Source organism: Rhodopirellula europaea 6C, from assembly GCF_000338295.1.
GTDB classification, from domain to species: Bacteria; Planctomycetota; Planctomycetia; order Pirellulales; family Pirellulaceae; genus Rhodopirellula; species Rhodopirellula europaea.
The window spans coordinates 1-19465 of record NZ_ANMO01000257.1 but is presented as its reverse complement, the minus strand read 5'-3'; the positions used below and the strand labels follow the sequence as shown (position 1 = coordinate 19465).

The 19465-nt window shown below is 55.7% G+C and carries 23 protein-coding genes and 1 pseudogene; 22 read left to right on the top strand and 2 right to left on the bottom strand.

Annotation, left to right across the window (positions count from 1 at the left end; all coding sequences use genetic code 11):
* The first annotated feature begins 91 nt into the window (after positions 1-91).
* The 16 genes from rpsC (at position 92) to RE6C_RS27100 (ending at position 8736) form a co-directional block, all read left to right on the top strand.
* Positions 92-802, top strand: a complete 711-nt coding sequence (gene rpsC, locus RE6C_RS27180) for a 30S ribosomal protein S3 (RefSeq protein ID WP_007326802.1) — start codon at positions 92-94, stop codon at positions 800-802.
* Entirely contained in the window at positions 750-1157 is a 408-nt protein-coding gene (gene rplP / locus RE6C_RS27175; RefSeq protein ID WP_261340135.1) for a 50S ribosomal protein L16, read from the top strand. Before rpsC ends, rplP begins: the two co-directional genes overlap by 53 nt.
* Positions 1158-1347: 190 nt before the next feature.
* Positions 1348-1554 carry a 50S ribosomal protein L29 gene (rpmC, locus tag RE6C_RS27165; RefSeq protein WP_007326804.1) on the top strand — a complete coding sequence of 69 codons (207 nt, stop codon included), beginning with the start codon at positions 1348-1350 and terminating at the stop codon, positions 1552-1554.
* Between the two features lie 49 nt (positions 1555-1603).
* A complete protein-coding gene (gene rpsQ / locus RE6C_RS27160) occupies positions 1604-1957 on the top strand; it encodes a 30S ribosomal protein S17 (RefSeq protein WP_008661862.1) in 354 nt (117 codons plus the stop codon).
* A 54-nt stretch (positions 1958-2011) separates the two neighbouring features.
* Entirely contained in the window at positions 2012-2380 is a 369-nt protein-coding gene (gene rplN, locus RE6C_RS27155; protein WP_007326806.1) for a 50S ribosomal protein L14, read from the top strand.
* A gap of 79 nt (positions 2381-2459) precedes the next feature.
* Positions 2460-2807, top strand: a complete 348-nt coding sequence (gene rplX / locus RE6C_RS27150) for a 50S ribosomal protein L24 (RefSeq protein ID WP_008661861.1) — start codon at positions 2460-2462, stop codon at positions 2805-2807.
* A 67-nt stretch (positions 2808-2874) separates the two neighbouring features.
* Positions 2875-3456: a 50S ribosomal protein L5 gene (rplE, locus tag RE6C_RS27145; RefSeq protein ID WP_008661860.1), complete on the top strand. Its 582-nt coding sequence runs from the start codon at positions 2875-2877 to the stop codon at positions 3454-3456.
* Positions 3457-3554: 98 nt separating this feature from the next.
* Positions 3555-3740 carry a type Z 30S ribosomal protein S14 gene (locus RE6C_RS27140; protein ID WP_007326809.1) on the top strand — a complete coding sequence of 62 codons (186 nt, stop codon included), beginning with the start codon at positions 3555-3557 and terminating at the stop codon, positions 3738-3740.
* A gap of 29 nt (positions 3741-3769) precedes the next feature.
* Positions 3770-4171, top strand: a complete 402-nt coding sequence (gene rpsH / locus RE6C_RS27135) for a 30S ribosomal protein S8 (protein WP_007326810.1) — start codon at positions 3770-3772, stop codon at positions 4169-4171.
* 64 nt (positions 4172-4235) lie between these two features.
* A complete protein-coding gene (gene rplF / locus RE6C_RS27130) occupies positions 4236-4781 on the top strand; it encodes a 50S ribosomal protein L6 (protein ID WP_008661858.1) in 546 nt (181 codons plus the stop codon).
* Positions 4782-4864: 83 nt separating this feature from the next.
* Positions 4865-5233 carry a 50S ribosomal protein L18 gene (rplR, locus tag RE6C_RS27125; protein WP_008661857.1) on the top strand — a complete coding sequence of 123 codons (369 nt, stop codon included), beginning with the start codon at positions 4865-4867 and terminating at the stop codon, positions 5231-5233.
* A 47-nt stretch (positions 5234-5280) separates the two neighbouring features.
* Complete coding sequence (rpsE, locus tag RE6C_RS27120) at positions 5281-5814, top strand: 30S ribosomal protein S5 (protein WP_007326813.1); 534 nt, start codon at positions 5281-5283, stop codon at positions 5812-5814.
* Between the two features lie 163 nt (positions 5815-5977).
* Positions 5978-6472: a 50S ribosomal protein L15 gene (gene rplO, locus RE6C_RS27115; protein WP_008661856.1), complete on the top strand. Its 495-nt coding sequence runs from the start codon at positions 5978-5980 to the stop codon at positions 6470-6472.
* Positions 6438-6716 (top strand): hypothetical protein, encoded by a 279-nt coding sequence (locus RE6C_RS32580; RefSeq protein ID WP_173401840.1) that lies wholly within the window; start codon positions 6438-6440, stop codon positions 6714-6716. The genes rplO and RE6C_RS32580 overlap by 35 nt, the downstream gene beginning before the upstream one ends.
* Before the next feature lie 33 nt (positions 6717-6749).
* Positions 6750-8144 (top strand): preprotein translocase subunit SecY, encoded by a 1395-nt coding sequence (gene secY, locus RE6C_RS27105; protein WP_008661854.1) that lies wholly within the window; start codon positions 6750-6752, stop codon positions 8142-8144.
* 13 nt (positions 8145-8157) lie between these two features.
* Positions 8158-8736 carry an adenylate kinase family protein gene (locus RE6C_RS27100; RefSeq protein ID WP_008661853.1) on the top strand — a complete coding sequence of 193 codons (579 nt, stop codon included), beginning with the start codon at positions 8158-8160 and terminating at the stop codon, positions 8734-8736.
* 62 nt (positions 8737-8798) lie between these two features.
* Here the strand turns inward: RE6C_RS27100 and RE6C_RS27095 are convergent, their stop codons facing one another.
* The gene (locus tag RE6C_RS27095) at positions 8799-9437 is read right to left on the bottom strand and encodes a thioredoxin family protein (RefSeq protein WP_236618560.1); all 639 of its coding nucleotides are present in this window, start codon (positions 9435-9437) and stop codon (positions 8799-8801) included.
* Between the two features lie 59 nt (positions 9438-9496).
* On the bottom strand, positions 9497-10510 hold the full coding sequence (locus tag RE6C_RS27090; protein WP_236618570.1) for a GDSL-type esterase/lipase family protein: 1014 nt from the start codon (positions 10508-10510) through the stop codon (positions 9497-9499).
* Between the two features lie 196 nt (positions 10511-10706).
* Here RE6C_RS27090 and RE6C_RS27085 point away from each other — a divergent pair, with 196 nt between their 5' ends.
* The 6 genes and pseudogenes from RE6C_RS27085 to RE6C_RS27060 all read left to right on the top strand — a co-directional run.
* Positions 10707-12104: a neutral/alkaline non-lysosomal ceramidase N-terminal domain-containing protein gene (locus RE6C_RS27085; protein WP_008661848.1), complete on the top strand. Its 1398-nt coding sequence runs from the start codon at positions 10707-10709 to the stop codon at positions 12102-12104.
* Positions 12104-13582, top strand: a complete 1479-nt coding sequence (locus RE6C_RS27080) for a sulfatase family protein (RefSeq protein WP_008661847.1) — start codon at positions 12104-12106, stop codon at positions 13580-13582. Before RE6C_RS27085 ends, RE6C_RS27080 begins: the two co-directional genes overlap by 1 nt.
* A 136-nt stretch (positions 13583-13718) precedes the next feature.
* Entirely contained in the window at positions 13719-15173 is a 1455-nt protein-coding gene (locus RE6C_RS27075) for a sulfatase-like hydrolase/transferase (RefSeq protein ID WP_039963603.1), read from the top strand.
* Between the two features lie 240 nt (positions 15174-15413).
* Complete coding sequence (gene mutL, locus RE6C_RS27070; protein WP_039963602.1) at positions 15414-17531, top strand: DNA mismatch repair endonuclease MutL; 2118 nt, start codon at positions 15414-15416, stop codon at positions 17529-17531.
* On the top strand, positions 17528-18583 hold the full coding sequence (pdxA, locus tag RE6C_RS27065) for a 4-hydroxythreonine-4-phosphate dehydrogenase PdxA (protein ID WP_008661840.1): 1056 nt from the start codon (positions 17528-17530) through the stop codon (positions 18581-18583). Before mutL ends, pdxA begins: the two co-directional genes overlap by 4 nt.
* Positions 18568-19465 (top strand): annotated as a pseudogene (locus RE6C_RS27060) (DUF6798 domain-containing protein); the annotation flags it as partial. The gene pdxA and the pseudogene RE6C_RS27060, both read left to right, overlap by 16 nt.

The window sequence follows — 19465 nt, the reverse complement described above, 5'->3', positions numbered from 1 at the left end:
TGATCGCCTGAGGGAATCCTCAAGCATCCAAACGACACCAAACACAACACCGTTTATTTAACTCCCTGCCTTCAGCACTCAGCACTCTCCCATGGGTCAAAAAGTCAATCCGATTGCGTTTCGTACCGGCGTCACCCGTGGTTGGGGAAGTCGTTGGTATGCCTCGAAGCAGGATTTTGCGGACCTGCTGGTGGAAGATCGCAAGATTCGCGAATTCATCACCAAGCACCCCAAGAAGTCACAATACAAGAGCGCGGGAATCGATCGTATCGAGATCGAACGTACTCGCGATGAAGTTCGGGTGATGCTTTACGTTGCTCGCCCAGGTCTGATCATCGGCAAGAAGGGACAGGAAATTGAGATCCTGCAAGCCGAACTGCAGAACCTGGTCGGACGTCGCATCAACCTGAAAGTGGAAGAAGTTGGACGCCCTGAACTGCAAGCTCAACTGGTTGCTGAGGACATCTCGCAGCAATTGGCAAAGCGATCCAGCTTCCGCCGCACAATGAAACGAATGCTCGAACAGACGATGGACGCTGGTGCAAAGGGCATCAAAATCCAAATGGCCGGTCGACTGGGCGGTGCCGAAATGGCCCGTCGCGAAAAGCAAAGTGCTGGCTCGATTCCATTGAGCACGCTACAAGCCAAGATTGATTACGGATTCACCGAAGCGATGACGCCACAGGGGCACATCGGGATTCAAGTGTGGATTAACCAAGGTACTTACGGAGACGACAACGATGGCGCTGATGCCCAAACGGGTCAAGCATCGAAAAAGCCAAAGAGGTCGTATAAAAGGTAACGCGACTCGCGGCAATACGGTCGTCTTTGGTGACTACGGTATCCAATCACTGGATGCTGGCTGGATCAAAGCTACGACGATCGAAGCCGGACGGATCGCTGCCCAGCAATACGTTCGCGGCCAAGGCAAGCTCTATATCCGAATCTTTCCCGACAAGTCTGTGACTAGCACACCGCTGGAAACACGGATGGGTAAAGGTAAAGGGGAGCCTGACTTTTGGGCCGCGGTTGTGAAGCCGGGAACCATTTTATACGAACTCAGTGGCGTGACCGAACAACAAGCCAAGGTGTGCTTTGCACGTCTGGCGAGCAAGATGCCGGTCAAAGTCCGATTTGTCGAACGCCGCTCTGCGTGATCGCTTAGCGGTCCGACTGATTGGCGGGTCGATGAGAAGGATTGCCCGCGACACTTCAACATACGTCAACAACGGGAACGATCGAAACATCGATTGTTCCGTTCGTTGGGGTTGAGAAGTCGACTGGTAAACAATCCAAACCATTCTGACCCTATGTACGATTCATCCCCTTTGACCTTTGTCTAATTCGATGACCAAACTGACCGAACTTCGCGAAATGAGCGACGAACAGCTCGATGCGACTGCGAAGGAAGCCGCCGAAACATTGTTTCGCTTGCGTTTCCAATCTCAGTCCGAGCGTTTGAATACGCCCAGCGAGATCAAGAAGAACCGAAAAACGATCGCTCGTGTCAAGACGATCCAAACAGAACGTCAGCTTGCACAACCGCAAGCTTAATTGACGACTCAACCTCACCCATTCATTCACTGCACGTCCAACTAGCACCATGCCCAAACGCGTCGTAGCCGGAATTGTGACCAGCGACAAAATGAGCAAGACGCGTCGCGTCGAGATCGCTCGTTTGGTCAAGCATCCAAAATACAAGAAGTACATTCGCCGCCGCACGGTGTGTCACGTTCACGACGAGAACAATGAATCGGGCGTAGGCGACAAGGTCGAGATCATTGAATCGGAACCATTGAGCAAACTCAAACGTTGGCGTTTGGTCCGCGTGCTTGAAAAGAGCACCGCAGTCGACGTTGTTGCTTTGCGTGCCGCTCGCAAGAATGCCGAGGCTGAAGGCTTGGCCGCAGCTCACGCTGGTGAACCCGAATCTGAATCGGCCGCCACGGACGCTTAATCGCAACCTCCTCCACACAATCGTCCAACGTTTTTGTCGTTGAAGTAAACAGATATGATCCAACAAGAATCCCGCCTCGATGTCGCCGACAACACCGGTGCTCGAGAAGTCATGTGCATCAAGGTGCTCGGCGGCAGTCGGCGTCGTTTCGCCACCGTTGGCGACGTGATCGTATGCAGCGTCAAGAGTGTGATTCCTGGCAGCGAAGTGAAGAAGAAGGCCGTTGTGCGTGCTGTCATCGTTCGGGTGAAGCAACCAACCCGTCGTCCTGACGGAAGCTACATCCGATTCGATTCCAACGCGGTTGTGTTGGTTGACAAAGACCGTAACCCACGCGGCACTCGCATCTTCGGTGCGGTCGCTCGTGAGTTGCGTGAAAACAACTTCATGAAAATCGTCAGCCTGGCCAACGAAGTGGTCTGATTCGGTTGCTCGGTGACACCCACCGAGACGTCGAACCCAACCACCATTTGCAAACAAATTACCGATCAAAGTTACTACCATGAAATTTCGCGTTGACGATGAAGTCATTGTGATTGCCGGAGCTGACAAAGGTCACCGTGGCAAAATTCTGAAAGTCGATCGCGACAAAGACAAGGTTGTCGTCGAAGGTGCTGCACGCGTGTGGAAGCACGTTCGCCAGAGCCAAAAAAACCCTCAGGGCGGTCGCTTGAACAAAGAGATGCCCATGAGTGCGAGCAACGTGATGTTGGTCGATCCATCGACCGGCAAACCAACTCGCATCGGCGTTCGCTACCTGGATGATGGAAGCAAAGAACGATTCGCGAAGGCAAGCGGCGAAAGCCTCGGCCAAATCGCACCGGCGAAGGCGTCCAAAGCAGCTAGCTGATTGACGACTACCACCACACACACCTTACCCTATTGGCCGTTACTTCCTCGGCGGCACAGTGCCTAACATGTCCAGCAACATTCCACGAATGCAACAGCGTTACGACGAATCCGTTCGTGCCGCTCTGACAGAAACTTACGGCTACAAGAACGTGCACCAAGTGCCACGTCTGCTGAAGATCAGCATGAACATGGGTGTTGGAGCCGCTGTTGGCGACAAGAAGGTCCTTGACTTGGCCATCGATTCGATGACCCAAATCACTGGCCAAAAACCAGTCACTACCATCGCTCGCAAGTCGATCGCAGGCTTCCGTTTGCGTGAAGGCATGCCAATCGGCTGCATGGTCACCATGCGTCGCCAACGGATGTATGAGTTCCTGGACCGTTTGGTTTCGATCGTTCTTCCTCGTGTCCGTGACTTTCGCGGTATCAGCCGAAAAGCCTTCGATGGCAACGGCAACTACACACTTGGCTTGAACGAGCAACTGGTTTTTCCAGAACTCAACCCAGACAAATTCGTTCGTCCCCAAGGGATGAACATCACGTTCGTCACCTCGGCCAAAACCGACGACGAAGCTCGTGAGATGTTGCGGTTGTTCGGCATGCCGTTCAAGCAACCCAAAGAAAAAGAGCAGGCCGGCGCGGCCTGATTCGGTTCCCCTCCCGGAACCAACCAATCGTTATATTTCAATTCGTCACATGTCTCTCGCTTGAGACGCTCCCCGATCCGTACACCGCAGGTCCTTTCGTGGCAAGCAAATCCAAGGTCGCCAAGGCGCTTCGCACGCCTAAATTTTCAACTCGAAAAGAAAACCGTTGCAAGTTTTGCGGTCGTCCACGTTCGGTGTATCGCAAGTTTGGCTTGTGCCGAATTTGCTTCCGTGAGAATGCCAATGCGGGATTGATCCCAGGCGTTCGTAAGAGCAGCTGGTGAGCTTGGATAATTAAAGGGAAACCACAGCCATGATGACCGACCCCATTGCCGACATGCTCACCCGAATCCGCAACGCCGTACGCGTCGAGCGTCCGTTCGTTGACATCCCCGCCAGCCGCGTAAAACGTGGCTTGGCCGATGTTCTCAAGCGAGAAGGATTCATCTGGGACTGGAAAGAAGAGAAGCTGGAAGAAGAACCAGTCGGCTACCTTCGTTTGGAACTGAAATACGGTCCCAACGGAGAACGAGTGATTCAGTCCATCCGACGAATCAGTAAACCAGGCCGTCGTTTGTACAGCCGCAGCAAAGAACTCAAGCCTGTGTTGGGCGGTTTGGGAATCCGAATCATCAGCACCAGCAAGGGTGTGATCAGCGATCGCGAAGCACGCCGTGACAAAATCGGCGGCGAAGTCCTCTGCGAAGTTTCGTGATCGACCGTCGCTGACGCCCCAATTGCCAAACCATTTATATTCCCCCGTACATTTGTAATCAGCCATGAGCCGCATTGGTAACAAGCCAGTCGCGATCCCCTCCGGTGTGAAAGTCAGCATTGCTGACCGCAACATTGATGTGGAAGGTCCCAAGGGCAAACTGTCGTTCAAACATCGTCCTGAAGTGAAGGTCGCCGTTGACAGTGACACCAACCAAGTGATCATCTCGCGTGATGGTGACGATCGTCCCTCGCGTGAATTTCATGGTCTGACCCGTGCGATCATCGCCAACATGATTGTTGGTGTGAAAGACGGATACGAAAAGAAGTTGGAAATCGTCGGCGTCGGCTACTTGGCATCGATCAGCGGTGACACATTGCAACTTCGCGTCGGCTACGCCAACGAACTGCACCGCAAAATCCCAACTGACCTGACGGTCACTTGCCCCGACCAGACTCACGTTGTGATCCAGGGCTGCGACAAGCAAAGCGTCGGACAATTCGCTGCTGAGATTCGCTCGCTTCGTAAACCTGAGCCTTACAAGGGCAAAGGGATTCGATACCAAGGCGAACAGGTCAAGATCAAACCAGGTAAGTCGGCCACCAAGTAGGTTTGCCGTCGCAGTTGGCGGGGCGTCGCTCCGCTGTTTCCATTCATTTCATCCGTTCACAACGATCATCGTGGGTCGTCACTATGGACAAGAACAAAAAACTCCAAAGCAAACGCCTGCGTCGCCGGCGCCATGTTCGCAACAAGTTGCGAGGCAGTGCCGACCAACCGCGTTTGTGCATTCAGCGTACGCTGAAGCACTTCGCTTGCCAGGTCGTTGATGACCAAGCTGGCAAGACCATTTTCAGTGCGAGTACGCGTGACAAGAGCGTCCGCGACCAAGTGAAGGCTGGTGGCAACTGTGACGCCGCGGCGTTGGTTGGTAAGCTGGTCGCAGAAAAGGCTGCTGAGGCGGGTGTGAAAACCGTCAAGCTTGATCGTGGTCACAACAAGTACCACGGCCGAGTCAAAGCATTCGCAGACGCCGCTCGCGAAGCTGGTTTGCAGTTTTAATTTTCCCATCCCGCGACATTCATCGCAACGAATCAACATAGTCCGCCATGAGCAACGCACGAAACAAACGCAACAACAAGAACGAAGAGCAAGGTTTGGAAGCCGGTCTTCTGGACCGTGTCGTCAAAATCAAACGTTGTGCGGCTGTCGTTAAGGGCGGTCGCCGTTTCAGCTTTGCTGCGATGGTCGTCGTCGGAAACGGCAGCGGGCAGGTTGGTTGGGGCTATGGCAAAGCCAACGAAGTTCCACCAAGTGTGCAAAAAGCACAAAAGCAAGCTTCACGCAGCATGATCCACGTCCCGTTGGTTGAGGGCAGCATTCCTCACCAAGTTTGGGGCCGCTACGGTGCCGCTCGCGTTGTCTTGATTCCAGCCGGTGCTGGTACGGGTATCATCGCCGGACAAGCCGTTCGTGCTGTTTGCGAAGCCTGCGGGATCCACGACATTTTGACCAAATCCTACGGAACCAATAATCCCGTCACGCTGGTCAAAGCGACCCTCGACGCGATGAGCAAACTGCGAACTCGCGAGCAAATCGCTGCGTTGCGTGGTTTGAACCCAGACGATTTGATCGAAGCCTAACAAGGCCGGCGGAAAGCCTCCGCCAAGAAGACATTGCTTGGATCCCATCGCTTTGAAGCGACTGACTTTGGATACCTTTGGCAAAGACACTCATTCAAACACTCGGGCAGCATGACTGACGGTTAGAGATCAGTTTCCCGCCCCCAGCCATTCCATCACTACTATGCAACTCAACGACGTTCATCGCGGTATTACGAAACACCGCCCTCGAAAACGCATCGGTCGTGGTCCTGGTAGCGGCACCGGCAAAACGTCGGGTCGTGGGCACAAGGGACACAAGAGCCGCAGCGGTTACAGCCGCAAGCCCAACTTCCAGGGCGGTGCGATGCCAATGTTCCGTCGCGTGCCAAAGCGTGGTTTCAACAACCGCTGGGCGTTGACCATCTTCGCTGTCAACGTTGGCAAGCTAAACGATGCTTTCAACGATGGCGAAACCGTCACCCTCGAAGCACTCGCTGCTAAGAACCTCGCCAAGGGCAACTTTGACGAATTGAAGGTTCTCGGCGACGGTGAGTTGACAAAGAAGCTGACCATTCAAGCTCACCGCTTCAGCAAGTCAGCCGAAGAAAAGATCTCGGCTGCCGGCGGAACAGCAGAGAAGCTGGCTCCAAAACGTACTCCCGATGAGCGCGTCGAAGCCCTCAAAAGCGAAAAGTAAGCCGGAGAGGCCACAGCCGATTGTGGCTGTGACTATCCACCTAACCGACAAAACAACAGGCCTTGGCGATTTCGTCGGGCCTGTTTTCTTTGAATTGGCACCAGTTGAAAAAGCTTCGCGGCAATCGTTCTTCCGTGATTTGGCTTTGGTTGCTAGTTTGATTGCCTTGGCGATGGTAATTTCCTTCGCCAAGCCCAGAACAACCTTTGCGTGCTCGCCATTTTTGCTTGGCGGGACGACATGAATTCACCCTGCACGATCGACGACGGACGGATCGATGTTTGAAAAGCTGCGAATCATTTTCTCGATCCCTGAACTTCGCAAGAAGGTCATGCTGACGATCGGGCTGCTTGCCATCTACCGGATCGGGTTTCACATCCCGTTGCCGATGATCGCTACCAACCTGGACAGTGGTGCCGGCGGCGGAGCAGCCGACTTCTTCGAAAAGGTCAGCGTTTTCGCGGCCAGCGATCTTCGTCAAGCGACGATCTTCGGCCTCGGAATCATGCCGTACATTTCGGCGTCGATCATCTTCCAATTGCTTGGTAGCGTTTACAAACCGCTGGAAGAGCTGAAGAAGGAAGGTGAAGCTGGTCGGAAGAAGCTCAACGAATACACACGTTATTTGACAGTGGTAATCTGCTTGGTGCAGAGCTACATGTATCTGAAGTTCATGCTGATGGCTGGCTCCAATGGTCAAAGCAGCATCAACCCGAACTTCATGAATGCGAACGAACAATTGTTCTTCGGCTGGCAGATTGTGGCTGTTCTGGTCATGACAACAGGAACCGTGTTCCTGATGTGGCTGGGTGAACAAATTGATGAGTACGGTATCGGCAACGGGATCAGCTTGCTGATCATGGCCGGCATTCTGGCTCAGATGCCAAAGGCACTCTACGAATTGGTGCTGGGCATGAAGACCGAACTGACTGGTCTGGCCAAAGGACAGGTCGGGATCGAGACACTGATCATCTTGGTCGTGCTGTTTGTTGTTGTCGTCTTCGGTGTGGTGTTCATCACCTTGGGACAACGCAAGATCCCCACTCAATCCGCCAAGTTCACTCGCGGTCGACGCGTCTACGGTGGCACCCGTCAACACTTGCCACTGCGAATCAACCAAGCCGGCGTGATGCCCATCATTTTTGCCAGCTCGCTGTTGATGATTCCTGGCGTCCTGTTCGGCTTCTTGGCCGGCCAGTTCGCATCCGATGGTGCTCTGTTCCGCGGATTCAATTTGATTAGCTTGACGATGAGTGATCAGACCTCGTACTTCTTCAACCTGTTGTACGTCGGCTTGATCTTCTTCTTCTGCTACTTCTGGACGGCCATCACGTTCAACCCGAAAGAAATGAGCGACAACCTCCGTGACTCGGGAACCTTCATTCCCGGTTACCGTCCCGGTCGTCGCACAACAGATTACCTTGAAAAAGTAATGGTCCGGATCACCTATGTTGGTGCTGCTTTCTTGGGTTTGATCGCGATTGTTCCAACGATCGTTTACGGTTCGCTGGGTGTTCCTTACTCGATCGCTGGTTTTTACGGTGGCACGGGTCTGCTCATCGCCGTGAGCGTCGCGTTCGACTTGGTGCAAAAGATCGACAGTCACTTGGTGATGCGAAACTACCGAGGATTGCTGGAAGGTGCCGGCGGCGGCACTTCACCCGTCGTTTGATCCTGGCAGTTTTGTGCGAATTGTCTTTATCGGCCCGCCTGGCGCGGGCAAGGGCACTCAGTGTGAACTGCTAAGCAAAGCTCTCAAGGTGCCTCACATTGGCACCGGCGGAATGTTGAGAGCTTTGGAGTCTGATAGTGGCGAGGCGATTCATCTTCGAATCGATCGGGGCCACTTTGCACCGGACGAGTTCGTGCTGCAGATGGTTGCGGAACGACTTGCTCAACCGGATAGCCGCACTGGTTATCTGCTCGACGGATTTCCACGGACACAGGTGCAGGCGAGTGCATTCGACAAGCAACTGGTGGCCGCGTCATTGAAACTCGATCACGTGTTGCACCTTCAAGTTTCGGCCGATGTTCTGATCGAACGTCTCCGCAAACGGGGCGAGACCGAGAAGCGTGCTGACGACGCCGAAGAGTTCATTCGAGAGCGTTTTCGCATCTACGAAGATCGCACCGCACCGTTGCTAGATCACTATCGGTGTCAGGGGCTGGTTCGAGACATCGATGCGTCCGACTCGGAGTCGCTGGTTCACGCATCCATTTGCGATTGCCTGAACTTCACGCTCACTTCGCCGACACAGGCTTGAGCGACTGCCTCGTCGAGAGCAGCTCGAACCGAGGCAGTTACGCCCTATTGCGAATAACGCTCTCAGCGTCCTCGTCGAGAACGGCGTTGACGTTCCATCCGGATCCGGCATCCAACCGGAACCGTCTCTGAAACGGTCACTGGTTTGCCAGCCAGGATTTCATCGATTGCATTCCGCAGGTATGGCTTGGTGACATTGCGGCCATCTGGACTGTCGTCCATCGCGCCCATGTAAGCGATCTTTTGGTCGGCATCGAGCACAAAGAACTGCGGCGTGTACTTCGCACCATAGTCGCGAGCGATCTGTTGTGATTCGTCGTAGAGGTAAGCGAATGGGAATCCCTTTTCTTTCGCCTTCTCTTTCATCGCCGGCATCGCGTCCTCTTCGATCGTGTTGACGTTGACCGCGATCACCGTGACGGATTTCTCTGCGTAGTCCTTGCTCAGTGCGATCAAGCGTTCTTCCGCGTCGATCGCGTAAGGGCAACTGTTGCAGGTGAATGCCAGAACCACGACTTTCGAATCCGACAGATCCTTCAGGGATGAATTCGTGCCTTCCGTGGTCGGCAAATCACTCCATTCAGGTGCCGGATCGCCGACGTCCAGAACGGTGTTGAATTCACCAGCAACAGCGTGGCCAGCCAAATGGATCCAGCAGCAAGTCGTCAGGAGACCGACCAGAACGCAGCAATTAAATTTCATCGAGACTCTCTCGGAAGAGGCGAAGACACCAACGATCAATGAGTTTAGCTGAACCACCTTCATTGGTAGCTAGTTTGAAAAATGGAATCACCGTACATCTGGCGAATCGATCTTGCGACATGTCGTGCAATCATCTCGCTTCCACGAGCATTGCTATGGATACCATCATCGCTGAGTCGAGAATTTGGCATCCATCGACCGGGCGGAGCGTAGGGGCTCATGAGCACGATTTTCCGCAGCCAAGTGTCGGAAACCAATTGAACATCGGTTTCATAGGCGATCTCTCTTTCCAGGGCCCAGAAAGGATCGAACATAAATCCGCGGGGGATCTCCATTAGAACCACCTCAGCATTTTGCAGGCGGCATTGGTCGATCATTTGCAAAAGATTTGCCTTGGTCTGATCGCGACTCTTTCCTTGCAAAAAATCATGACCTCCCAGCTCAACGATTACGAGCTGAGGATCGTGAGAAAAAACCCGCTGCATCTGACCGAGTCCTTGGGATGTTGCGATCCCGGATGTTCCAAGATTGATGACTTCAACCTCAAGCATTTTGCTTAGCGGATCAGGGAAACCGTGATCCGGTAGCATCCCGTCCGTTAAGCTGTCTCCCAGACAAACGATCGAGCGAGACGGGTCAAAGGTCAACTCGCGACCACAATTTTGAATGACTTGCCATTCGACGCAAAACCATGTCCAAGTCGCGATCAGTGCAAGTGAAGTACAGAGAGTTACACGCCTTGGCAACGTCATGCTCATACGCATCCGAATGACGACCATCGCCAACATCAGACCGCTAAGTGTTATGGATGCCGGGGTGCGAGGCAGAAACTTCACGAGCAAGATGACGAGTCCAGCGACAAGCGGCAAATAGGCTGGGCGATCATATCGAACTAGAACGAGATGCCAAACAATCCAGACGGCGACAACGAACGGGAGCACACTCGGAAACGCTAATAAAGAAACGGCCAGGATGCTGCCAATACAAAAGACTTTCAGAATCCCAGCGAACGACGTCTTCTGTCGCTTGGTAGGTTTCGGATTTGTCTCGTCGCTCTGAATCGAGCAGTTCACGTCGCTCAAGTTGGCCCCGCCTCCATTTTGTTCATCCTGCAGCCTGCTCGATTATAACCACATCGATTGCCGCCCGTTCATCGATCCTTCCCTCCCAATTCATCCCCTGAACCAAAAGGATCAAAGCATGCCACGGCCTGCCTTTTACAGAGTCCTTCTCTCACTATGTGTCGCCGGTCTTCTTTTCAGCGGCGGATTGATTCTCAATGCCGAGGATTCCAACCCGGTCTTTCGGGCTGGAGCTGCCACCAGCAACATCACGCCGCCACTGGGTGAGATGATTGTCGGCGGATGGAAACCGATCCCGGCCACCAATGTGCATGATGAACTTCACGCTCGCTGCCTGGTGTTGGATGACGGCACGACCAAGCTTGCCATCGTCCTTTGCGACAATGTCGGCATCCCCGTGGAAGTCTTCGATCTCGCCAAACAGCAAGCGTCTGATGCGACCGGGTTGCCAGTCTCCAACATGCTGTTGGCATCCACGCACACCCATTCGGCAACCACCGCTCGCGGAGACCTGAAAACCGCCAACGAATACAAACTGACGGATTACCAAACCTTCGTTGCCCATCGGATTTCGGACGGCATCCGTCGTGCGATGGCGAATCTGGAACCGGCCAAAATTGGTTGGGGAAGCGTGGATGAACCGTCGGAAGTCTTCAACCGTCGCTGGTTTGTCACCGACGCCAGCTTGTTGGCCAATCCTTTTGGCGGCACCGATCAAGTCCGGATGAATCCACCTCGCGGCAGCTCCAAACTGGATCGCCCCGCGGGTCCGACCGATCCCGAAATCAGCTTCGTCTCAGTGCAGAGCCCCGACGGCCGGCCGATCGCCCTGCTGGCAAATTATTCGCTGCACTACGTCGGCGGCGTTCGATCCGGAGAAGTCTCGGCGGACTACTTTGGCTACTTCGCGAAATTCATCGAACAGAAACTTGGGGCAACCAATCAATCGCCACCGTTTGTCGGCATCTTTTCCAATGGCACCAGCGGCGATGTGAACAACATCAACTTCGCTGACAAATCGCCGCGAAAGTACGATCCCTACGAGAAGATGCAGGAGGTTGCGGAGAAGGTCGCCAGCCGCGTGTTCGAAGCCCACCAGCAGATCGATTTCCGCGATTGGGTGCCACTTTCCGCCGAGCACACGACGTTGACGCTGAAGACCAGACAACCGACCTCGGAGATGATCTCGCACTTTGAGCAAATCAAACGTGGCGACGACGACAATCCAAGAAGCGGCCATCGCCGCGAAGAGATCTATGCCGATCGAATCGCGAAAATTTTGGCGGGGCCCAAGGAAGTGGAGATTCAACTGCAGGCTCTTCGCATTGGCGATTTGGGAATCGCCGCGATCCCGTTTGAAACGTTCACCGAAACGGGATTGGAACTGAAAGACCGCAGCCCCTTTCAAAACACCTTCACAATCGAGCTCGCCAACGGCTCCTTCGGGTACTTGCCGACTCCGCAGCAACATCGCTTGGGCGGCTATGAGACTTGGTTGGGAACCAACTACGTCGAGAAGGAAGCAACCACCAAAATCGTCGCAGCGTTGCTGGAGATGTTTCAAAGCCAACTAGAGGACAACTGATGCGTTGGCTTGTTGGATGGATCGTGACGCTGCTTACAACGTCACCGTTGCTCGGCATCGGAACGGCAGCCGAGCCGACCAAACCGAATTTCATCATCGTCTACTGTGACAACCTCGGTTACGGCGACATCGAGCCCTTCGGATCGACGTTGCATCGAACGCCCAACCTGAACCGCATGGCAAGGGAAGGGCGAACGTTCACTCACTTCTGCGTCACCGCAGGCGTCTGCACCCCATCGCGTGCCAGCATCGTGACCGGATGCTATGCCCAACGAGTTGGAATGCATCTGAACGATCGCGATGGCGCGGTCTTGCGTCCTGTCTCTCCCTATGGCTTGCATCCCGACGAATTCACAATCGCGGAGATTCTCAAACAACAGAACTACGCCACCGCATTGGTTGGAAAATGGCATCTGGGTGATCAACCGGAATTCCTGCCGACCCGTCAGGGGTTTGATTGGTTCTTCGGAGTGCCATACTCCGACGACATGACCGAGCGGGTTTGGGAGCGAGATGGATCGTACTGGCCACCTCTGCCTCTCATGGAAAACGAGACCGTCATCGAAGCCCCGTGCAACCGAGACGGATTAACCAAGCGTTACACCGAACGAGCGATGCAATGGATTGCCGAGCACAAGGAGGAACCGTTCTTCCTGTACTTTCCACAAGCGATGCCTGGCAGCACCAAGACACCGTTTTCCAGCGACGCTTTTCGCGGCAAAAGCCAGAACGGTCCCTGGGGAGACGCGGTCGAAGAATTGGATTGGTCGATCGGTCAGATACTGAACCAGCTCGTTGAACTAGGCATCGCGGAAAACACCTTCGTGATCTGGACCTCCGACAACGGTGCTCCCATCAACCGCGATCCTGATGACTTGAGCCGAGGTTCCAACTTGCCGCTTCACGGTCGCGGGTACACGACCAGCGAAGGTGCCTTTCGTGTTCCCACGATCGTCTGGCAACCCGGTAAAGTGCCCGCCGGAACTCAGTGTGACGAACTGACAACCACGATGGATTTATTGCCTACGTTTGCAAATCTAGCCGGATGTGAACTGCCGTCGGATCGCAAACTCGATGGCCACGACATCGCTCCGCTGCTGTTTGGTGAACCCAACGCCAAGACGCCGTACGAAGCGTTCTACTACTACCATCAAGATCAACTGCAAGCCATCCGTTCCGGTCCCTGGAAAATGTTCCTGCCCGTCGACGCATCGCCCGGACACCCGCACTTCAACGCTTCGCAGAAACCAACAACGCTCTTGTTCAACGTGGTGGATGACATTGCTTGCCAGCACAACATTGCCGAGACGCGTCCTGAGATCGTTGCTCAACTGACTGCATTGGCCGAACAAGCTCGTCAGGATCTGGGTGACAAAGATCGCCCCGGCCGGGGCCAACGACCAGCCGGCAAATCCACGGACGTTTCGCCTCGAAGATTGGAAATGCTGCCGAGCGAATCCGTCCAACCGGGTTCGTGATCTCGAACGATCGGGTTCCGTCTCGTGAGCCGTTTGGACGTTAACCCCGGTTGTACGTGGAAACTGTGGCTAACGCCAAACGGCTCAGATACCCGATGACACCTGCGTACCTGTTTGACTCCATTAAGGCTCCAACATGTCTCCCATTCATATCAATCCACGGGTCGTCTCACTCACCGTTTGGGTAATGGCTGCTCTGTACTTTCATGCCTGCGTCCCCACTTCGCTGAGAGCCGATCCCAACGACCGCCCGAACATTGTGTTGATCCTCGCGGACGACCTCGGCTACGGAGACCTGGGTTGCTATGGCAACGACGCGCAAGCAACGCCGACCTTGGATCGGCTGGCCAGGCAAGGTGTTCGCTGGACGCAGGCCTATGCCAACGGCCCCGAATGCTCGCCCACTCGAGCGGCGCTCTTAACAGGTCGCTATCAACAACATGTGGGCGGTTTGGAATGTGCAATTGGAGTCGGCAATGTTGGACGCTATGACGATGCGATTCGTTTGCACTTAGTCAGCGAACTGGGTTTGCCCGCCGACAGGCCAACGTTGGCGAAGCGTCTGTCCGACGTCGGTTATGAAACGGCATTGTTCGGAAAATGGCACCTGGGTTACGAAGCCCAATTCTCACCGATGCAACATGGATTTGAGGAAGCGTTGTACTGCATCGGCGGTGCGATGGATTACTACCACTACCTCGATTCGGTCGCCACGTACAACCTGTTCCGCAACGGCCGGCCGATCAGCGGCGAAGGCTACTTCACGGACACGATCACCGATCACGCCGTGCAATATGTTCGCGACCGGAACGACAGTGAGCAGCCTTTCTTCCTGTACTTGCCCTACACCGCACCGCACACGCCTTATCAACCGCCGGGTCAGTCTCCCGTCGATCCGCTGCCGCTGGATTCACCACTTTGGAAACAGAGCGACGATCCGCCCGGTGTCTACCGATCGATGGTGCGTCACATGGACGAAGGCATCGGGAAGGTGCTTCACGCGATCGAGGAATCTGGGATGACCGATCGCACGCTGGTGATTTTCGCCAGCGACAATGGTGGCACGTCGGCGAGTCGCAACGAACCGCTGCGAGGATTCAAAGGCCAGACTTTCGAGGGCGGCATTCGCGTTCCGTTGATCGCTCGTTGGCCCGGCCATTTGCCAGAAGACACAGTCAGCCAGCAAGTCACGATCACATTCGATCTGACCGCATCGATGCTGGCCGCCGCTGGGATCACTCCCGCCCAAGAAGACGCGATGGAAGGGATCGACGTCCTGTCGCTGGCCGCTTCGGGTGAACCGCCTGAACCCCGCACGCTGCACTGGCGGAAACCTCGCGACCCTCAAGTCTGGGGCGGCATACGGGACGGGAAGCTGAAGTATGTCCGGCAAGAAAAAGCCACCACCGACGGCCGAACAACGATCCAGGAATGGCTCTTCCATCTGACCGATGACATCGGCGAACAGAATGATTTGGCCTCGCAAAACCCTGGTGAGCTGGACCGTCTGAGAGGCAAGTACCTTGCCTGGGAACAAGCGGTAAGAAACAACCGCCGAGGCAGACCAGGATGGAAACCGTCGACAGACTGACGGCTCTCCTAGCCCACCAATGTGGCATAGGCTTCCAGACCGTGCTGCTCGACCACAGACTGGAAGCCCATGCCACAAACGGGCAGTCAAAACGCCGCGATTTTGGCAACGCTGCCGATTGCGAGGGATTTCCCGGCCGTTTCGGCGAATCGTTTCCTCCATGGCGAGAACCGGTCAATCTGCCGCTTCGCCGAACGATGATCCTGGTGCGATGCAGGGCTCGCGCGGTAAGTTGTGGCCATGAACACGCCCACCGCCACGACCGCCCAGCCACCTCGCATCATCCGCCAATTGCCGGCCCATCTGGTCAATCAAATCGCCGCTGGCGAGGTGATTGAACGGCCCGCTTCGGTGGTTAAAGAACTGCTCGAAAACAGCATCGATGCGGGTTCGACGAGGATTGAACTGAGCCTCGAGGGTGGCGGCGTCGAGCTGATCCGGATCAGCGACGATGGCTGCGGGATGACGGCGGAGCAATTGCCGCTGGCCGTGACCAGCCACGCGACCAGCAAACTGCCCGACGACGAATCGCTGTTCCACGTCGGCACCCTCGGTTTTCGCGGCGAAGCCCTGGCATCGATCGCTAGCGTTTCTCAAATGACCATCCGCAGCCGCGCCGAAGGCCAAGACGGTGGCTGCCAAATCGATATTCGCGGCGGAGTGATCGAAACACCCGGTCCGTGCGGATGCCCGGTCGGCACCGTGATCGAAGTCCGGAACCTGTTCTTCAACACACCTGTTCGTCGCAAGTTCTTGAAGACCCCGCAAACCGAACGCGGGCACATCGTCGAAGCCTTCACGCGTTTGGCCCTTGCCAACCCGAAGGTTCACTTTGTCCTTCGCAACGGCGACAAGGAGATGTTCGACCTGTTGCCGACGCCTCGTTGGGCAGACCGCATTGAGTCTTTCTTTGGAACTGAAATCTCCGAAGCGTTGATTCCGATCGAAAACCAAGACGAAACCGTTCAGATCACCGGTTATGCCTGCGACCCATCGGTCAGCCGTGGCAACAACCGAATGCAGTACCTGTTTCTCAACGGTCGACACATCCGCGACCGCGCGCTGCAACATGCTCTTGGAGAAGCCTACCGAGGCATGCTGATGGTCGGCCGCCATCCGGTTTGCTTCCTGCGAATGCGAATGCCAGCGGACATGATCGATGTCAACGTGCACCCCGCGAAACTGGAGGTTCGCTTCACCGACAGCGGACGCGTGTACAGCCGGTTGTTGCAAACGCTTCGCCAGCGATTCCTTTCGACCGACATGACTCACCGCGTGGGATCCAACCCGGTCCCGGCTCCCATGAGCGAAGAGGAACAACGCCAAACGGTGCCTGAATCGGTCATGGGCATGCGTCCCAACGAAGTCGACCAGCAACGCCAATCGGTGATCGAATGGGCCCGAACCGGTGGACCTCCATCGGGATCATCCGCGACGTCCAATACTCAGATGCTGGGCGGAACAAGCGGCACGCCGGACTTTCGACCGTTCGGCGATTCCAACTCCATTGGCCATGGCTCGCACGCCTCCACAGGCATGGCAGCCCCGTCCGCGCCGCTCGCTTCGCCCAACACTTGGTCACCGGGATCCGTCGCCGGTGTCGATTCGCCTCGCCCATCGACAGCCGCCGAAGGCATTGAGATGACGCCGTGGGATGGCGACAACTCAGGTAGCTCCAACGCGAATGATCCGGGAACAGCCGGCTCGTCGCACGACGCAGCTCTGGCCGCCGGCGTTCCCACACCGAGCGTGAGTCACCTTGGGTTCCAAGTGCACCAGCGCTATCTCGTCACGCAAGACGAGAAAGGCATGGTCGTGATCGATCAACACGCGCTACACGAACGTGTGCTCTACGAACGTGTTTGCCAAAAAGTGCTTCACGAAGACGCTTCATTGGAAGCCCAACAGTTGTTGGTTCCTGAACCTGTTTCGCTGACTCCGGCCGAGCGAGCTGCGGCTCTCGAGGTGAAGGACACGCTCAGCCGAATCGGTTTGGAAATCGAGGACTTCGGTGGCGAAACGATTCTGATTCAGTCGTACCCAGCGATGCTGCCGAACAAGCCGCCTGCCGACATGTTGCGAACCGTTTTGGAATCGGTAATGGGCGCCGGCCGAGATCCCAACCCGAAGGATTTGCTGAATCACTTGCTCAGCACCGTCGCTTGCAAAGCCGCCGTCAAAGCGGGCGATCCACTGTCTCCGGAAGAGATCACCAGCCTGCTGGAACAGAAGGACTTGTACCAAGAAACGCACCATTGCCCACACGGTCGGCCAACCGCGTTGTTCTTCAGCCGCGATGAACTCGATCGCATGTTTGGTCGACTGGGCCCGCGTGGCAAAGCCTCGGTGTCGCCATGACGGACGCGAATCGCTCGCGCCCCAAGCTGGCGATCACGATGGGGGACGCCGCCGGAATCGGCCCCGAAATCGCTCTTCGAGTCTGGAATTCACCGGAGGTTCAGTCACTGGGTTACCCGCTGCTGTTTGGCGACGCGGCCATCTACCAACGGGCCGCGAAAGAACTCGGTTGTGACTGCCCCGGCACAATCTCTCTGGCCGAGTTTCTGGTCATGCCAAAGCAATCAATACCGCGTGACGCACCGCACGGGGTGATTGTCGATTGCGGGAAACTCACCGCAGAAGAACTCGATGACTTCACCCCAGGAAAATTCAGTGCCGCGACCGGGCGAGCCTCCTATCAATCCGTCACCGACGCAATTGACGCCGCGGTGTCGGGTCACATCGACGCGATTGTAACGGGGCCCATCCAGAAGGAAGCCTGGCATCAAGCCGGGATCGACTTCCCCGGTCACACCGAGTTGTTGGCCGATCGAGCGGGCAGGGCAGTGCACGGCAAACCAGCAGACGTTCGCATGATGCTGGCCAGCGACACGATCGCCTGCGTTCTTGAAACGATCCACATTCCGCTGGCCGATGTCGCCTCGCAGCTCGAGACCGAATCGCTGGTTCGCACGATCAACTTGGCCGGCGAAACGGTGCAACGTCGCAACCAAAATCGCGGCAGTTTGCTGCCGCCTCGCATTGCTGTTTGTGGTTTGAATCCGCATGCGGGTGAAAACGGCTTGTTCAGCCACCAAGAAGAAGAACAGATTATCCTGCCGGCGATTGAGGCTGCCAGGCAATCAGGATGGACGATCGAAGGACCACTGTCGCCCGACACCGCATTCACGCCCGCGATGCGAGAACGAATCGACATTTACGTTTGCATGTATCACGACCAAGGATTGATTCCATTGAAAGCGTTGTCGTTTGACGACGCAGTCAACGTGACGCTTGGACTGCCCATCATCCGAACCAGCGTCGACCACGGGACGGCCATGGACCTGGCTTGGCAAGGCAAAGCCAGCATCAATAGCATGTTGGCGGCAATTCGGTGGGCGGTGCCGTGACGTCGCCGGCGTCGCAACTGGAAGCCACGGACAATCCCTCTCGATCGGCCTTGGCGTGGAGCTGGCTGGCGTTGATGGGCGTTTGCTTTCTTTATGCTGGCGATGCGGCGCCCGGCGTCAATGAAGCACACTACTTCGTCAAAGCCAAAAACTTTTGGCAACCGGACTGGTGCGCGAACGATCTCTTTGCCTCGTCGGGAAAGGCACATGCAACTTACTACTGGTGGTTCGGATGGCCGACCCGCTTTCTCTCGCTGAACGTGACCGCTTGGATTGGAAGGCTGGTTGGCTGGTCGTTGTTGGCTGCGGGGCTGCTTCGACTGACGCAAGCGATGCGGATGCCGCCGATGAGCAGCGTCTGGGTCATGGTCCTTTGGATTCTTGGAATCCAGCACGGCAACTTGGCGGGTGAGTGGGTCATCGGTGGGATTGAGGCCAAGGTTCCCGCCTATGGACTGGTGCTATTTGGCTTGGCCGAAATCGTCCAACGCCGATGGTCGAGAGGTTGGGTTTGGCTGGGAGCGGCAGCGGGATTTCACGTGCTGACCGGAGGCTGGTCCGTTGTCGCTGCCGCAATTGCATTTTGGCTGACCGAGCGAGGTCCGAAACGTTGGCGAGTTTCCCAATCGATTGCCGACGATCGGTCGTCTGGACAGGAAACTGCGACAGGTGATGACGTTCGTCCGGCATTCTTCAGCCGAGGTTTGTTCCTCGGAGGAGCCTTGTCGCTATTCGGACTGATTCCAGCCGCGGCGATGTCCTGGGGAGCGACCGATGCGGAACAAATTTCTGCCGCCAGAATTTACGCGTATTTCCGAATCTCACATCACCTGATGCCAGCGGCGTTCCATTTCGATTGGTACATCCGGCATTCCATCCTGA

Excerpts from the sequence above, each read along its gene's own strand:
- rplP (WP_261340135.1), top strand. The coding sequence starts at position 750 with ATGCCCAAACGGGTCAAGCATCGAAAAAGCCAAAGAGGTCGTATAAAA.
- secY (WP_008661854.1), top strand. The coding sequence starts at position 6,750 with ATGTTTGAAAAGCTGCGAATCATTTTCTCGATCCCTGAACTTCGCAAG.
- rplE (WP_008661860.1), top strand. The coding sequence starts at position 2,875 with ATGTCCAGCAACATTCCACGAATGCAACAGCGTTACGACGAATCCGTT.
- RE6C_RS27095 (WP_236618560.1), bottom strand. The coding sequence starts at position 9,437 with ATGAAATTTAATTGCTGCGTTCTGGTCGGTCTCCTGACGACTTGCTGC.
- RE6C_RS32580 (WP_173401840.1), top strand. The coding sequence starts at position 6,438 with ATGAGCGCGTCGAAGCCCTCAAAAGCGAAAAGTAAGCCGGAGAGGCCA.
- rpsQ (WP_008661862.1), top strand. The coding sequence starts at position 1,604 with ATGCCCAAACGCGTCGTAGCCGGAATTGTGACCAGCGACAAAATGAGC.
- rplF (WP_008661858.1), top strand. The coding sequence starts at position 4,236 with ATGAGCCGCATTGGTAACAAGCCAGTCGCGATCCCCTCCGGTGTGAAA.
- RE6C_RS27080 (WP_008661847.1), top strand. The coding sequence starts at position 12,104 with ATGCGTTGGCTTGTTGGATGGATCGTGACGCTGCTTACAACGTCACCG.
- rpsC (WP_007326802.1), top strand. The coding sequence starts at position 92 with ATGGGTCAAAAAGTCAATCCGATTGCGTTTCGTACCGGCGTCACCCGT.
- rpmC (WP_007326804.1), top strand. The coding sequence starts at position 1,348 with ATGACCAAACTGACCGAACTTCGCGAAATGAGCGACGAACAGCTCGAT.
- rplX (WP_008661861.1), top strand. The coding sequence starts at position 2,460 with ATGAAATTTCGCGTTGACGATGAAGTCATTGTGATTGCCGGAGCTGAC.
- mutL (WP_039963602.1), top strand. The coding sequence starts at position 15,414 with ATGAACACGCCCACCGCCACGACCGCCCAGCCACCTCGCATCATCCGC.
- pdxA (WP_008661840.1), top strand. The coding sequence starts at position 17,528 with ATGACGGACGCGAATCGCTCGCGCCCCAAGCTGGCGATCACGATGGGG.
- RE6C_RS27075 (WP_039963603.1), top strand. The coding sequence starts at position 13,719 with ATGTCTCCCATTCATATCAATCCACGGGTCGTCTCACTCACCGTTTGG.
- rpsH (WP_007326810.1), top strand. The coding sequence starts at position 3,770 with ATGATGACCGACCCCATTGCCGACATGCTCACCCGAATCCGCAACGCC.
- rpsE (WP_007326813.1), top strand. The coding sequence starts at position 5,281 with ATGAGCAACGCACGAAACAAACGCAACAACAAGAACGAAGAGCAAGGT.
- rplR (WP_008661857.1), top strand. The coding sequence starts at position 4,865 with ATGGACAAGAACAAAAAACTCCAAAGCAAACGCCTGCGTCGCCGGCGC.
- rplO (WP_008661856.1), top strand. The coding sequence starts at position 5,978 with ATGCAACTCAACGACGTTCATCGCGGTATTACGAAACACCGCCCTCGA.
- rplN (WP_007326806.1), top strand. The coding sequence starts at position 2,012 with ATGATCCAACAAGAATCCCGCCTCGATGTCGCCGACAACACCGGTGCT.